Below are 12,864 nucleotides of genomic sequence, written 5' to 3' on the forward strand. Positions count from 1 at the left end.
TCTTTAAGCGTCCATCTTCTGCAGCCGCGAGACGCGGACGCGCTCCACCAGGCGGCACAGGATGTAGATGCCGAAGGAGATAAACGCCACGGTCACGCTGATCGGGATGCCGGGTGCCAGGGAGAAGATCAGGCCGCCGACGGCCGCTGCCTGGGCGAAGACCACCGACCAGACGATCGCGGCGACCGGGTTGTCCGTGATCGCCACCGCGGACGCGCCCGGGGTAATCAGAAGCGACATCACCAGCAGCGCTCCGACGACCTGGACCGCCTGGGCGGAGGCGATGCCGAGCAGCACGCCGAACGCGACGGCGAAGAAGCGCACTCGCACGCCCGTCGCCGCGGCCATCGCCGGGTCCACCGAGGCGAACATGAGCGGGCGCCACAGCACGGCGATCGCGACCAGGATGATCAGCGTTGAGACGGCGAGCACGACCAGGTTCATGTTGCTCACCCCGGCGACCTGGCCGGTGAGCAGGCCGAGCGCCACCGTGGAGTTGCCAGGGTAGAGGTAGATGCACAGGACGGAAACGCCCATGCCGAAGCTCATCACCGCGCCCACTGCGGAATCGTTGCCGCCGCGAAGGCCCAGCATGACAAACGCGATCGCAGCCGTGACCGATCCCGCCACCGCGCCGAGCGACAAGTTCACGCTGGCGACTAGTGCGATTGCCGCTCCCATCAGAGCCAGCTCGGAGGTGGCGTGGACTGCGAACGCCATTTGGCGGATCACCACCAACGGCGCGAGCACGCCGGAGAGGAATCCCAAAAGCGCGCACGCAATCAGTGAGGCGATGACGAAATCAAAAGACAGCAGGTGCGCCGTCTCTTCGAAGAACTGCCGCATTAGACGATCACCGTCTTCCCGCGCACGGAGACGACGTCGACACGCGTGCCGTAGAGCTCGCTGAGCACGTCGGTGCGCAGCACCTCGCGCGCTGGGCCAACGACGTGGCCGTTGGGGCCGAGGTAGAGCACCTTGTCAACCACCTCGAGCACCGGGTCGATCGAGTGGGTCACCATCACGATCGCCGCGGGGGCCGCCGCTAGCCGACGCACGGTTTCGCGTTGGCGGGAGGCGTCGAGCGAGAGCAGGGGCTCGTCGGCAAGCACGAGCTCGGGGTTGTTCGCAAACGCCTGGGCCTGGCGCACCAGCTGCTGCTGGCCGCCGGAGAGGATGCCCACGCGGGCGTTGGCCAGGTGGGACGCGCCGACGTTCGCGAGCGCGGCGTCGACCTGGGCTCGGCTCGCGGAGCGCTTACTTACCACCCCGTGGCGCAGCGTCAGCGAGACGACGTCACGCGCCCGGACCGGCATGTGCGGCGGGAACATCCGCTGCTGCGGGATGAAACCGACGCGCTCGGGCAGCTCGACGCTGCCGCTTGTTGGGCGGCGGATGCCGAGCATGGTGTTGAGCAGGGTCGACTTGCCCGAGCCGTTGGGGCCGAGCACCGCGATGAACTCGCCCTGGTTGATCTCTAAATCGATCCCTGACCAGAGCGGCTCGGCGGAAAGTCCGGTTAGACGCGCAATCACTTCGGAAATGTTACTTAAGAATTCGCGAGCTTATCGGTCAGCGTGTTCGCGATCTCGTCGAGGTAGTCGAAGAAGTCGACGCCGCCCTGCGGGGTCTCCGCGATGTCGATCACGGGGACGTCGTTCTGCTCGGCGGCGGCGAGGATGCGGTCGGTCAGCGCCGACGGGGTTTGCGGGTTATTGATAAGCAGATCCACCTCGCCGTTCTCAAGCTGCGTAATCAGGGCGGCGACGGCCGCGCTCGACGGCTCGGTGTGGTTGAGCGTGGCCTGGCGGTAGTCCTCGGGGGTGACGTCCTCGAGCGCGGAGTTCTCCACGATCGAATCCGCAATCGGGTGGGTCTGCGCGATGCGCGCGACGGGCAGCGCATCAAGCTTGGCGTCGACGTCATCGAGGCGCTTGTTCAGCTCCGCGGTATCCGCCTGCACGCCGTTGTCTTCCGCGGCCTTTGCCAGCTTGTCAGCGACTTCGCGCACGACCGTGGTGTCGTACCAGATGTGCTCGTTTTCGTCGTGGGCGTGGTCGTGGCCCGCGTGCTCACCCTCGTGCTCGTGCTCGTGGTCGTGGCCCTCGTGCTCGTGGTCGTGCTCCTCGCTTGACAGCGGCAGGGCGCTGATCACGTTGGCGGGGTCGGCGGCGGTGTAGATCGCGTTGTCGTAGGTGCCGCCGTTGGCAACGAGGACCTTCGCCTGGGTGACCTTGGCCAGGTCGGCGGCGGCAGGCTCGAAGTCATGCGGGTCGGTGGCAGGGTTGGAGATCACCGCGGGCACGGCCTCGCCGAGCACGGAGCCGGCGACATCCGCCCAGACGTTTGTCGTGGCGACAACGGTGTCTGCCGCGGCCTCGGCCGGAGTGCCCGAGGCTGCGGTGGTGGTGGTGTCGGTCCCGCCGGTGGAGCAGGACGCGAGGAAGAGGGACGTTGCGAAAACGGCTGCGCCAGCGCGCAGGGACTTGGTACCGATCATGTCAACTATTCAAGCACTAATGAAAAGCGATTTCAATTCCGTGCAGGTAAGAGCGTTGCTGGCCCGCGGCGTGCCTACAATAGCAGCCATGTCACCTCGGTCCCGCCCCGCCAAAAACAGCACTCTGGCGTCCATCGCCGCCGAGGTGGGGGTGTCGCGCACCACGGTGTCCAACGCCTACAACCGCCCGGATCAGCTTTCCGACGAGCTGCGCTCGCGCATCCTCGCCGCCGCAGCGAAGCGGGGCTACGCGGGCCCGAACCCAACCGCCCGCTCGCTGCGCACCCGCCGGGCCGGTGCGGTAGGCGTCGTGCTCACCGAGCACCTGCACTACGCCTTCGAGGACCGAGCCAGCGTCGATTTCCTCGCCGGGCTGGCCCGCCAGACCGATTTCTCGCTCACCCTGATTCCCGCCGGGCCCGGTGAGAACAACCCCGCCCCGATCACGAGCGCGATTGTCGACGGCTTCGTGGTCTACTCGGTGCCCGCCGGCGACCCGCACCTCGCGGCTGCGCGCGAGCGCGGCCTGCCCGTGGTGGTGTGCGACCAGCCCGCGGACGAGGGCGTGGCGTACGTCGGCATCGATGACGCCGCCGCGATCACCCCGGCAGCGCAGGCGCTTGTCGCCGCCGGCCACACCCGCATCGGGATCCTGGCCAAGCGCCTGTTCAGCACACCTCGCAACGGGCACGTGCGCCGCGAGGAGCTTGCCCAGGCCGACCTCCACGTGCAGCGCGCCCGCGTGTCCGGCGCGCTCGACGTGTTCGACGCCGCCGGGATCACCGACGTGCCGATCGTCGCCCGCCACTTCAACGACCGGTTAAGCGCGGCCGACGGCGCGGCCGAGCTCATCGGCGCCCACCCCGACCTCACCGCCGCGCTGTGCACCACCGACTCGATGGCGCTCGGTGTGTTCGACCACTGCGGCGCGCGGATCCCCCACGAGCTGTCCGTGACCGGCTTCGATGGCATCGAATCCGCCCTCAACCTAGGGCTGACCACCGTCGATCAGCCGAACGTCGCCAAGGGCGAGGCGGCCGGTTCGATGCTGCGCTCGCTTATCGACGCCCCCACCCCGAGCCCCGCAGCCACCCCGCGCGAGATCCTGCCGACGCGCTTTATCACAGGGCGGACTGTCGCCGCGCCTCGGCGAGACGCGTAAGCACCTGCGCCATCTCGTCCACGCCCGCGACCCGGTGTGTGGCCACCGTCGGCTTCGGCCCGACCTTGATGCCCAGGTCGGCGGGGCCGAGGGCGCGCAGCGCCGTCTCGTCGGTGGTGTCGTCGCCGGCGAAGAGGGTGGCCGCGAAGTCCTTCTTGTGCTCGCGCAGCCACGACCCTTTGGTCACCTCGATCGCGGAGAACTCCACGATGTTGTGGCCGCTGAGCACCGGGCGCCCGGGTGTTGCCAGGGCGCCGGTGCGGGCGAGGATATCCTCCGCCAGCTCGGGGTCGGTCTCAGCGAGCGCGGCGACGTGAATGACGCGCTGGTAGGGCTTGGACTCCACGAAGGCCGGCGGGGTCGCGATGGCCTCGAGCTGGCGCGCGATGTCATCGAGGTATGCGCGGTCGGCGGGGGCAAGCTGCGGGGCGCCAGCGGTCGTCTCCGCGCCGTGGGAGCCGACGAGCACCACCGGTTTCTCCAGCCCAACGACGCGGCGCAGCCCCTCGAGGTGGCGGCCCGACAGCACGGCGACCTGGGTGCCCGGCAGCGCCATCAGCGTTCGCGCGGCGCGCAGCGCCTCGGGGTTGGGGGTCACCGCGTAGGCGTCCGGGCCGAGCTCGCAGATCGTGCCGTCGAAGTCGAGGCACACCAGCAGCGTGTCGGCGCGCGCGATGCGCTCAATCTCGTCCGCAAGCGCGCGGTGGCCGGCCGTCACAGCGCCATCACCCTGATCGAGGGCCTGTCGATCGCATCCGACACGACGGTGAGGGTTGCCTCCTTGTCGTTGAGTTTGCGCACGTCGAACGCCGCTCCGGGGGTCAACAGCGAGGTCAGCGTGTCGTGCACGTAGCGGGAGCCACCGATGCAGCCGTCGGCGTCGGCGACTTCGACGTCGACAAGCGTGAGCCGCTCGCTCGTCTGCTCCACCTTCGCGCGCAGGGGAGCGCAGCCCGTCATCGCGTTCATGGAATCGCCCGCGATGCGTAGCGACGCCTTCCCCGCCGCGTCGGCGGGCAACCCGCCCGGGGTGCCGGGGTCGGTGTACAGCGCCACGACCTGCCAGGTGGCTCCGCTGAGCCCGGTGGTGTCGGCGTCGCCGGCGCAGCCGCCCAAGGTGAGCGCGGCTGAGGCGAAGGCGGCGAGGGCGGCTTTCCTCACAGCGCCTCCAGGAAGGTTCGCGCCCACCGCGCGACGTCGTGCTCGGTCACGCGCGCGTGCATCGCCCGCATCGCGTTGGCGTCGCCACCTAGAGCCGACAGGATCGCCTGCTCGATAGATTCCAGGTCGAAGGGGTTGCACAGATACGCCCGGTGTAGCTCCACTGCGGCGCCCGCGAACTCGGAGAGCACCAACGCTCCGTCGCCTAGCGGGTGGCAGGAGACGTACTCCTTGGCCACCAGGTTCATCCCGTCCTTGAACGGGGTGACCAGCATGACGTCGGCCGCGGCGTAGTAGGTGCCCAGGTCCTTCTTTGGCACCGGGCGGTGGATGTAGTGGACCACGGGCCACCCGACCCGGCCGAAACGGCCGTTGATCCTGCCCACGGCTTCCTCCACGTCGCGGCGCGTCTGCCGGTAGTGCTCGATGCGCTCGCGCGAAGGGGTGGCGAGCTGGACCACGGCGACGTCGTCAAGCAGGCCCTTTTCCAGCAGCTTCTCGACGGCGAGGAGGCGCTGCAGGATCCCTTTGGTGTAGTCCATGCGGTCGACGCCGAGCATGAGCGTGCGCGGGTTGCCCAGCTTTTCGCGCAGCGTGACGACGTCCTCCCGCGCGCCGGGCACAATCGCCGCCGGGTCGATCGAGATGGGAAACGTCCCCGTGCGCGGCCCGGCGTCGCCGACCAGGGCGCGGAAGTTCGCTTCGTCCTCCTCGCGCTGGAACCCCACCAGGTCGCAGCCTTCGAGGCCGCGGGTGATCTCCTCGCGCCACGGCAACTGCTTGAACAGGTCGGGCGAGGGGAAGGGGATGTGCAGGAAAAACCCGATCTTCAGGTCGGGGCGGGAGCGCTTCAGCATGCCCGGCACGAGCTGGAGCTGGTAGTCCTGCACCCACACCGTCGCACCGTGGGCGGCAACGGACGCGACCGCGGCGGCGAAGGTAGCGTTTACCGTCTCGTAGGCCTCCCACCACTGCGCCACGTACTGCGGGGTGACAATCAGGTCGTGGTAGAGGGGCCACAGGGTGGAGTTGGAAAACCCCTCGTAGAAGTTCTCGAAATCCCAGCGGCTCAGCGCCACCGGGTGCAGCGAGATGCCCTCGAACTCGAACGGCTCCACGCGCGCGTCCGGCTCGCCGGGCCAACCGACCCAGCAGCCGGCGTGGGCGCGCAACACGGGAGCCAGCGCCGCGACCAGGCCCCCGGGGGACGCCTGCCAGCCCGACTCGGTGCGGTCAACCGGCAGCCGGTTGGCGACAACGACGAACTTGTTGTCCCCAGCCATGGCCCGCGCTTAGGCCTCGTCGCCGGCGGCGGAGGAGGACGTCGCCTTCTTCGCAGCCTTCTTGGTCGCCTTCTTCGTGGCCTTCTTCACTGTCTTCTTGGCGGCCTTTTTGGTTGCCTTCTTGGTGGCTTTCTTCGCGGTCTTTTTCGCGGCCTTCTTGGCAGTCTTCTTAGCGGCCTTTTTCGTGGTCTGCTTCGCCGCTGCTGCCGGGGCCTCGTCCGTCTCGGCCTCGGCTTCGCGCTCCTCGGCGTACTTCTTGTACACGAAGCCCTGCGGCTCGACACCGAGCATGGACATCAGGGTCACGCCGTCGAAGAAGTCGTCCGCGTAGGTGGCCACGATCCGGCGGGCATCCGCCGCCGTCTGCTCCTCAACCGCGTGGATGGCTTCGGGGGAGGGGCGAGAATCGGTGATCTTGGGTGGCACTGCAGGTGTCTCCTTCATCCGGGGTGCGACGTCAAAAACACTATTCTACGCCACCGCGGCTGTCACGTGGGAGGGTGCGTGAGCTTCGTGGACCCGCCGCGCTTGGGTCGGGTCGCGCGCCGGGCCGCGGACTCCGCGCGGCGGATCTGCTCGAAGGTCAGCCGCCCGGCGCGCCTGAACGCGCTGTAGGGGTTGAACAGGCGCGGGCGGCGGATGCGGCGCGCCATCCACTCGCCGAAGACGACGCCGCCGGCCAGCGCCATGCACGTTCCCACCGCCACGATCAGGTTGGTCATGCCGACAACAAGCTGCTCGTTCATGATCGCGTACATGCCGCGGTACACCCCGGAACCGGGGAGGAAGGGCGTCACCCCGGCCACGGCGGTGATCACCGGGTTGATCATGAAAAAGCGGGCGATCAGGCCACCGGCAAGCCCGACGACGATCGCGCACGCCGCGGTGGCCATGAGCCTTCCTGTGCCCAGTGGGAGGAGAAAGACGTAGTACATGGCTGAGCCGGCGAACGCGGTGGCGGCTGAGACCAGCACGGCCGGTTTCTCGGCGAAGCAGGTCACCGCGAACGCTGCGGCGGCAATGGTGCCGCCGAGGACACGCGCCAGCGCGGAGCTGAAGGTGGGCGCGCCCAGCATCGTCTCCAGCGGCGGAAGTTGGATGCCCAGCATCTCGCCGAGCGAGATTCCCGTGGCGACGCCGGCGACGATGCCTCCGGTGAACAGAAGCGTTTGGAAGAACCGCGCTGAGGCGGTGACGGGGGCGCCGGTGATGCCGTCGAGAAGCGATTGCACGAGCGTGAGGCCCGCGAGCAGGACGACGATGCCGGTGGCGATGACCTGGCTGGGCACGATCGTGATCCCGAGCTGGGCCGAGAAGTTGTAGAACAGAACGGCCGGCAGCGTCGCCAGGGTGCCGCCGAGGACGCAGTGGAAGAAGTAGGGCAGGTCGTTGCGCGAGAGCACCTTGTTGATGCCCATGATGAGAAACGCCGTCAGCCCGCCGAGGCCGGCCATAAAGAAGTCCCCGCCCAAAAGCGTTGCAATGGCGGCGCCCATCACCGCCCAGCCGAGCAGAAAGCGCAGGTTGCGGTAGGGGATGTGGCGGCGTTCGATGTCGTCGAGGATCTTCTCCGCGACCTCGGGCGGGGTGGCGCCGGAGCGGATCGAGCGGATCAGGCGGTCGACTTCCTGGAGCTTGTGGTAGTTCTCCGACATGTCGTTGACCACGCGGAACACGCTGACCGGGGTGCGGCGGTTGACGCCGATGATGGTGTGGATGGTCATGGTGTTGACCGTGATGTCGATGTGGCAGTAGTGCAGGCCGTACGACGAGGTCACCGTATGGATCGACGCGCGCGCGTCCGAGCTGGTCGTGCCGTTGGCGATCAGGATGGACCCGATGCGCGCCGCGATGGTCATCACGGCTGCGACCTGCGCCGGGTCCGTCAGGTCGACGGGCGCGAGCACGGACGGGGGAGGGGAGGTGCGCACGTCGTCGATCGTCGCGACACCCCTGCGATTGCTGCCCAGGCTCTCCCGGAGCCTTCTCAACGCGTCTACCACATCCGACACCGTAGCCTGCGGTAGAAAATGTCGCACCCGCGGGCTTGCCGCCACCGGGCGCCGTGTAGAATCAGCCGCACTGCTGGAGTGGCGCAATCGGTAGCGCAACGCACTTGTAATGCGTAGGTTGCGAGTTCAAGTCTCGTCTCCAGCTCCATGAGCTAACGCGCCGGGCTCTTCGGGTTGCCGCGAAACAGCCAGGCGCACGCGATCGCGCTGGCCAGAAGGATCCCGGCGGCGATCGTCAGCACGGTGGAGTACGCCATGTCGTAGGCGGTAAGCGGGTGCGTGGTGGGGGCGTCGTAACGCGCGCGAGTGGCGCTCATGAGGGTGCCCAGTAATGCCACGCCGGTGAGCGCGCCGAGCTCGAACGAGATCTCCTCCACGCTCGCGGCCATGCCCTCGCGGTGCGGCGGCGCTGAGCCGACGATCGCGGTCGACGCGACGCCGCCGACCGCCCCGATGCCCGCGCCGACGAACAGCATCGCGGTGAGGAAGACGGCGAGCGTGTGCACGCTCAGCGCCGCCACGAGGGTGCCGAGCGCGGCGACGAACAGCCCGCCGCTGATCAGCGGCAGGAACCCGACGCGGTGCAGCACCATCCCGCCGATAATCGACGACGGCAGCGACGCCACGACGACCGCCGAGATGATCGCGCCCGCCTCGAGCGGGCTGTAGCCTGCGACGATTTGGAAGCGTTGGGTGGTCAAAAGCTCCACGGCGGCGAGCCCGGTCAGCGCGAAGCCCGCTGCGACGACGCCGCCGCTGAAGATGCGGTTGCGGAAGATGTCGAATGTCAATAGCGGGTGCTCGAGCCTCGCTTGTCGACGCACAAACAGCCACGCCCCGAGCCCCGCCGGCACCGCTGCGAGCAGGTGGCCCTTGATCACCAGCGTGAACCCGGTCAGCGTGAGGATGCTCAGCAGCGTCGATACCGCGTCCCAACGCGCCAGGGGGTAGGGGTGGTTCGCGGGGCGCAGGAGAGCAAGCGCCGCCAGGGCGGCCGCGACGATGGGGACGTTGACTAGGAAGATGGAGCCCCACCAGAAGTGCTCGAGCAGGAACCCGCCGACGAGCGGGCCGGCCGCCGCGCCCACGGTGGCCACGGAGGCCCAGATGCCGATCGCCGTGTTGCGCTCGCGCTCGTTGGTAAACGTTTGCTGCACCAGCGCGAGCGTGGCCGGCATCATCACGGCCGCGCCGAGGCCGAGCGCGCCGCGCGCGGCGATGAGCAGCTCCGGCGTGGGGGCGTAGGCGCAGCAAAGTGAGGCCACCCCGAAGATGACCAGCCCCGTGGCGAACATGCGCGCGTGGCCCACCTTGTCGCCGAGGGTACCGGTGCCCAGCATCAGCCCCGCCACCACGAGCGGGTAGGCGTTGATGATCCACAGCCCCTGGGCCTCGTCGGCCCCGAGCTCGGCGCTGATGGTGGGCAGCGCCGTGTAGAGGATGGAGTTGTCTACCCCGATGAGTAGAAGGCCGGTGGAGAGGACGCTGAGCAACAACCAACGCATTGCACGGAGTATACGGGTGGGGAAAAAGGAATCTCCCTTCAGAGGGCGTACAGGAAACGTTCAGGGAAGGTGGGTTTACTGGTCCTCAGACACTACCGTTGGAGGAAAATACTCATGCCTGACATGAACGAGGGCGTTAAGGTCCTGGTCGTCGACGACGAGCCGAACATTGTCGAACTACTCACCGTCTCCCTGCGCTTCCAGGGATTCGAGGTCGAAAGCGTCAACTCCGGTGCCGAGGCGCTTAAGGTCGCCCGCGAGTTCCGCCCCGACGCCTACATCCTGGACGTGATGATGCCCGGGATGGACGGCTTCGAGCTGCTGTCTAAGCTGCGTGCCGACGGGCTCGACGGCCCTGTGCTCTTCCTCACCGCAAAAGACGCGGTGGAGGACCGGATCCACGGCCTGACCATCGGCGCCGACGACTACGTGACCAAGCCGTTCAGCTTGGAGGAGGTCATCACCCGCCTGCGCGTGATCCTGCGCCGCGGGCACGTCACCGACGACGCCGACTCCGACTCGACCCTGCGCTACGCCGACCTGACGCTTAACGACGACACCCACGAGGTGACCAAGAGCGGCGAGATCATCGACTTGTCGCCGACCGAGTTCAACCTGCTGCGCTACCTCATGCTCAACGCCGAGGTGGTGCTGTCCAAGGCGAAGATCCTCGACAACGTGTGGCATTACGACTTCGGCGGCGACGGCAACGTCGTCGAGTCCTACATCTCCTACCTGCGCCGCAAGGTGGACACCGGCGACGTGCCGCTGATCCACACCGTCCGCGGCGTCGGCTACGTGCTGCGCACCCCGCGCCAGTAGGTTTATGATCCGCCCCCACCTCTCCACGCAGACGCCGACCAGCCAAATCCCGCTGCAGAAGCGTCTGTTGGCGATCGTGCTGCTCATCACCATCCTCGGCATGGCCTTGAGCTCAGTCGCGGTGTACGCCTTGATGCGTGGCCTGCTCTACCAGCGGGCGGATGATCAGCTGCGCGAAGGCTTGGACACGTGGGTAGGCCAGGCCACCCCGTGGCCGTCGATGGGCGCGCCGAGCGAGTTCCGCCAGGCCGTGCGCTACCCGCAGCTGCCGGGCTACTACTATTACGGTTCGTACGCGGCGAGCCAACCAGATTTCAGCGAGCTTGAGGGCTTTCACGCCCAGACGGTTGACTCCCTGCCGGGATCCGGCGGTGATATCGAGTGGCGCGCGATGGCGATAGCCAACGACGACGGTTCCATTGAATTCGTCGCCAAGTCGCTCGAGGCCGAGCACCGCATGCTCGCCTCCTTGGCTATCGTCTCTGCAGGAATCGGAACCTTGACCGTGATCTGCATCGGGTTCGCGGGCAACTTCTTCATCCGCCGCGCCCTCGCCCCGCTGCGCGAGGTCGAGCAAACCGCGCTGGCGATTGCCGACGGCGACATGGAACGGCGCGTGCCGGCCTGGTCGCGCGAGACCGAGGTGGGCAAACTGTCGTACGCGGTCAACACCATGGTGGGCCAGCTCCAGGAGTCCGTGGAGGAGTCGCGCGCCAAGGAGGAGCAGATGCGCCGCTTCGTCGGCGACGCCTCCCACGAGCTACGCACGCCGCTAACCAGCGTGCGCGGCTACACCGAGCTGTACCGCACCGGCATGGTCGACGACCCCGACATGGTGCTGTCGAAAATCGACGAGGAGTCCGGCCGCATGAAGCTGCTGGTCGAGGACCTGCTTGCCTTAACCCGCGCCGAGGGCGCGCGTCTCGACGCCCGCGAGGTCGACATGTTCGAGGTCGTCTCCTCAGTGCGCTCCACCGCCCGCGCCGCCTTCCCCGGCCGCGTGCTCAACGTCAACAACGAAGCGCTGAACGTGCCCATGGTCAAAGGCGACCCGGATCGCCTCCACCAGGTCATGCTCAACCTGGTCAGCAACGCCTTCAAGCACGGCGGCAGCGACAGCGAGGTGACGATCACGCTGCGCGAGAACCTGGACAAGGTATTCATTGACGTCGCCGACACGGGCGTTGGCATGTCGCCGGAAGACGCCGAGCACATCTTCGAGCGCTTCTACCGCGCCGACGCCTCCCGCAACCGCGCGTCCGGCGGCGGGTCCGGCCTGGGCCTGGCTATTACCAAATCGATCATCGAGGCCCACGGCGGCGCGATCTCGGTGCGCACCGCGCCCGGCGAGGGCTCAACGTTTACCTTGTCGCTGCCGATGGTCTAAACCCTTGACCCTGCCCCCGCAGTCACCATGCATGCCATCAGCGAAGCAACCAGCTGGCTCGGTGCCACACCCAAAGCGTTGCGGCACTGGGAACCCGCGTGCGACGGCACCTACCGCATCTATTCCGACGCAGACCTTGGGCGCTGGGCGAGATCGCATCGCTTTTCGACGCCCCCACCAACGCCACCGTGGGCGTCGCCCCAGGGCGAGTTGCTGCGTCGGCACCGGGCGTCGATAAGCGAGTGGTATGAGGTCACTGCCTCGCGGCAGCTGATTCTCGCGCGCATGTACGTTGCCGACGAGCGTTTCGGCGCGGTGTACGGCGGGCAGCAGGACTACCTTCTGGAACTCGTCGAAGCCCAGGCCGCGGCCGAGGGCCTCGACGTGAAGAATCCGGCTTGGTAGTTACGTTTGGGCGAAGGCTGGATGTACTTGCTGATGGGTTCCAAAGGAAAGATGTTATGACTGACCACAACCCCGCCGACGACCTTGACCTCGGCGATGCCTCTTCGATTCTCCGCTTTGTGGAGAAGGCGCTGCTGGTGGATCCAGTTTTGCAGGAGAAGCGGCCGTGGCAGGGCTTTATCACCGTTGCTAGCTTCGACGACTCTCAATCAGCCGTCCAAATTTTTAAGTTCGACGGGATCCTCACGCTTCCTGGCGCGAAATCACCCAGGACGGCGAGAAAGGCCCGTGGCGGACCTGGATTCTGGTGTACAACGAGCAGCAGCAGGGCTTCAGCCACACATTTCTTTGGCCCGACGAAGATGCTGAGTGGAGCGTCAACCCAATCGATCAGAGCTGCTCGACAGCCCTTTTAGCGCCACAGGGGCCCACTGGCTGTATGCACGATACTCCCGGCACAACGATATCCCGGGGAACCCCATGATCAAGGTTGGAGAATTTAGTGCTCACCGTCTCACAGGCGGTTGGCGAATCTACCGCCGGGCTGATGGGCAGCCGGCCAGCTCGTCTCTTGAGGCAATCAACGAGGACGCCGGTGGCATGGTGTTCCTCGTCTCGGACTCCACT

At 67.3% G+C, this 12,864-nt stretch carries 14 protein-coding genes and 1 tRNA gene; 6 read left to right on the forward strand and 9 right to left on the reverse strand.

From position 1 onward, the window contains the following. Window positions 1-3 precede the first annotated feature (3 nt). From E3227_RS05645 to E3227_RS05655, 3 genes are read right to left on the reverse strand one after another with little or no spacing between them, the layout of a single operon-like run. The gene (locus tag E3227_RS05645) at window positions 4-846 is read right to left on the reverse strand and encodes a metal ABC transporter permease (RefSeq protein WP_136648917.1); all 843 of its coding nucleotides are present in this window, start codon (window positions 844-846) and stop codon (window positions 4-6) included. After that, entirely contained in the window at window positions 846-1,535 is a 690-nt protein-coding gene (locus E3227_RS05650; protein ID WP_144317843.1) for a metal ABC transporter ATP-binding protein, read from the reverse strand. Before E3227_RS05650 ends, E3227_RS05645 begins: the two co-directional genes overlap by 1 nt. 14 nt (window positions 1,536-1,549) lie before the next feature. Next, window positions 1,550-2,500 (reverse strand): metal ABC transporter solute-binding protein, Zn/Mn family, encoded by a 951-nt coding sequence (locus E3227_RS05655; RefSeq protein ID WP_246062836.1) that lies wholly within the window; start codon window positions 2,498-2,500, stop codon window positions 1,550-1,552. A gap of 88 nt (window positions 2,501-2,588) precedes the next feature. Here E3227_RS05655 and E3227_RS05660 point away from each other — a divergent pair, with 88 nt between their 5' ends. Next, window positions 2,589-3,662, forward strand: coding sequence for a LacI family DNA-binding transcriptional regulator (locus E3227_RS05660; protein WP_144317845.1), 1,074 nt, complete (start codon window positions 2,589-2,591; stop codon window positions 3,660-3,662). Here the strand turns inward: E3227_RS05660 and otsB are convergent. The 5 genes from otsB to thrE all read right to left on the reverse strand — a co-directional run bounded on the left by otsB (window position 3,622) and on the right by thrE (window position 8,109). Continuing rightward, complete coding sequence (gene otsB, locus E3227_RS05665) at window positions 3,622-4,380, reverse strand: trehalose-phosphatase (RefSeq protein ID WP_144317846.1); 759 nt, start codon at window positions 4,378-4,380, stop codon at window positions 3,622-3,624. The two genes, E3227_RS05660 and otsB, sit on opposite strands and share 41 nt — an antisense overlap. Beyond that, window positions 4,377-4,823, reverse strand: coding sequence for a hypothetical protein (locus tag E3227_RS05670; RefSeq protein WP_144317847.1), 447 nt, complete (start codon window positions 4,821-4,823; stop codon window positions 4,377-4,379). Before E3227_RS05670 ends, otsB begins: the two co-directional genes overlap by 4 nt. Then, window positions 4,820-6,106, reverse strand: a complete 1,287-nt coding sequence (locus tag E3227_RS05675; protein ID WP_144317848.1) for an alpha,alpha-trehalose-phosphate synthase (UDP-forming) — start codon at window positions 6,104-6,106, stop codon at window positions 4,820-4,822. The genes E3227_RS05670 and E3227_RS05675 overlap by 4 nt, the downstream gene beginning before the upstream one ends. 9 nt (window positions 6,107-6,115) lie before the next feature. Beyond that, entirely contained in the window at window positions 6,116-6,532 is a 417-nt protein-coding gene (locus E3227_RS11545) for a histone (RefSeq protein WP_170228637.1), read from the reverse strand. 62 nt (window positions 6,533-6,594) lie between these two features. Then, the gene (thrE, locus tag E3227_RS05685) at window positions 6,595-8,109 is read right to left on the reverse strand and encodes a threonine/serine exporter ThrE (RefSeq protein WP_309485273.1); all 1,515 of its coding nucleotides are present in this window, start codon (window positions 8,107-8,109) and stop codon (window positions 6,595-6,597) included. An 81-nt stretch (window positions 8,110-8,190) separates the two neighbouring features. On the opposite strand from thrE, the gene E3227_RS05690 reads away from it, so the two are divergent. Beyond that, window positions 8,191-8,266 (forward strand) — tRNA-Thr (locus E3227_RS05690). 4 nt (window positions 8,267-8,270) lie between these two features. Here the strand turns inward: E3227_RS05690 and E3227_RS05695 are convergent. Further along, window positions 8,271-9,623 (reverse strand): MFS transporter, encoded by a 1,353-nt coding sequence (locus tag E3227_RS05695; protein ID WP_144317850.1) that lies wholly within the window; start codon window positions 9,621-9,623, stop codon window positions 8,271-8,273. 114 nt (window positions 9,624-9,737) lie between these two features. Between E3227_RS05695 and E3227_RS05700 the strand changes: the two genes are divergently transcribed. The 4 genes from E3227_RS05700 to E3227_RS05715 all read left to right on the forward strand — a co-directional run bounded on the left by E3227_RS05700 (window position 9,738) and on the right by E3227_RS05715 (window position 12,653). Beyond that, complete coding sequence (locus E3227_RS05700) at window positions 9,738-10,445, forward strand: response regulator transcription factor (RefSeq protein WP_136648908.1); 708 nt, start codon at window positions 9,738-9,740, stop codon at window positions 10,443-10,445. 4 nt (window positions 10,446-10,449) lie between these two features. Beyond that, window positions 10,450-11,832: a sensor histidine kinase gene (locus E3227_RS05705; protein WP_144317851.1), complete on the forward strand. Its 1,383-nt coding sequence runs from the start codon at window positions 10,450-10,452 to the stop codon at window positions 11,830-11,832. Between the two features lie 78 nt (window positions 11,833-11,910). Continuing rightward, window positions 11,911-12,237, forward strand: a complete 327-nt coding sequence (locus E3227_RS05710; protein ID WP_246062838.1) for a TipAS antibiotic-recognition domain-containing protein — start codon at window positions 11,911-11,913, stop codon at window positions 12,235-12,237. 56 nt (window positions 12,238-12,293) lie between these two features. Beyond that, entirely contained in the window at window positions 12,294-12,653 is a 360-nt protein-coding gene (locus E3227_RS05715) for a hypothetical protein (RefSeq protein WP_144317853.1), read from the forward strand. Window positions 12,654-12,864: the final 211 nt, after the last annotated feature.

It is taken from the genome of Corynebacterium sanguinis (assembly GCF_007641235.1).
Lineage (GTDB): Bacteria > Actinomycetota > Actinomycetes > Mycobacteriales > Mycobacteriaceae > Corynebacterium > Corynebacterium sanguinis.

Coding starts and splice junctions, on each gene's coding strand:
- E3227_RS05645 (WP_136648917.1), bottom strand. CDS start 846: ATGCGGCAGTTCTTCGAAGAGACGGCGCACCTGCTGTCTTTTGATTTC.
- E3227_RS05655 (WP_246062836.1), bottom strand. CDS start 2,500: ATGATCGGTACCAAGTCCCTGCGCGCTGGCGCAGCCGTTTTCGCAACG.
- E3227_RS05660 (WP_144317845.1), top strand. CDS start 2,589: ATGTCACCTCGGTCCCGCCCCGCCAAAAACAGCACTCTGGCGTCCATC.
- E3227_RS05675 (WP_144317848.1), bottom strand. CDS start 6,106: ATGGCTGGGGACAACAAGTTCGTCGTTGTCGCCAACCGGCTGCCGGTT.
- E3227_RS05695 (WP_144317850.1), bottom strand. CDS start 9,623: ATGCGTTGGTTGTTGCTCAGCGTCCTCTCCACCGGCCTTCTACTCATC.
- E3227_RS05700 (WP_136648908.1), top strand. CDS start 9,738: ATGCCTGACATGAACGAGGGCGTTAAGGTCCTGGTCGTCGACGACGAG.
- E3227_RS05705 (WP_144317851.1), top strand. CDS start 10,450: ATGATCCGCCCCCACCTCTCCACGCAGACGCCGACCAGCCAAATCCCG.
- E3227_RS05715 (WP_144317853.1), top strand. CDS start 12,294: ATGACTGACCACAACCCCGCCGACGACCTTGACCTCGGCGATGCCTCT.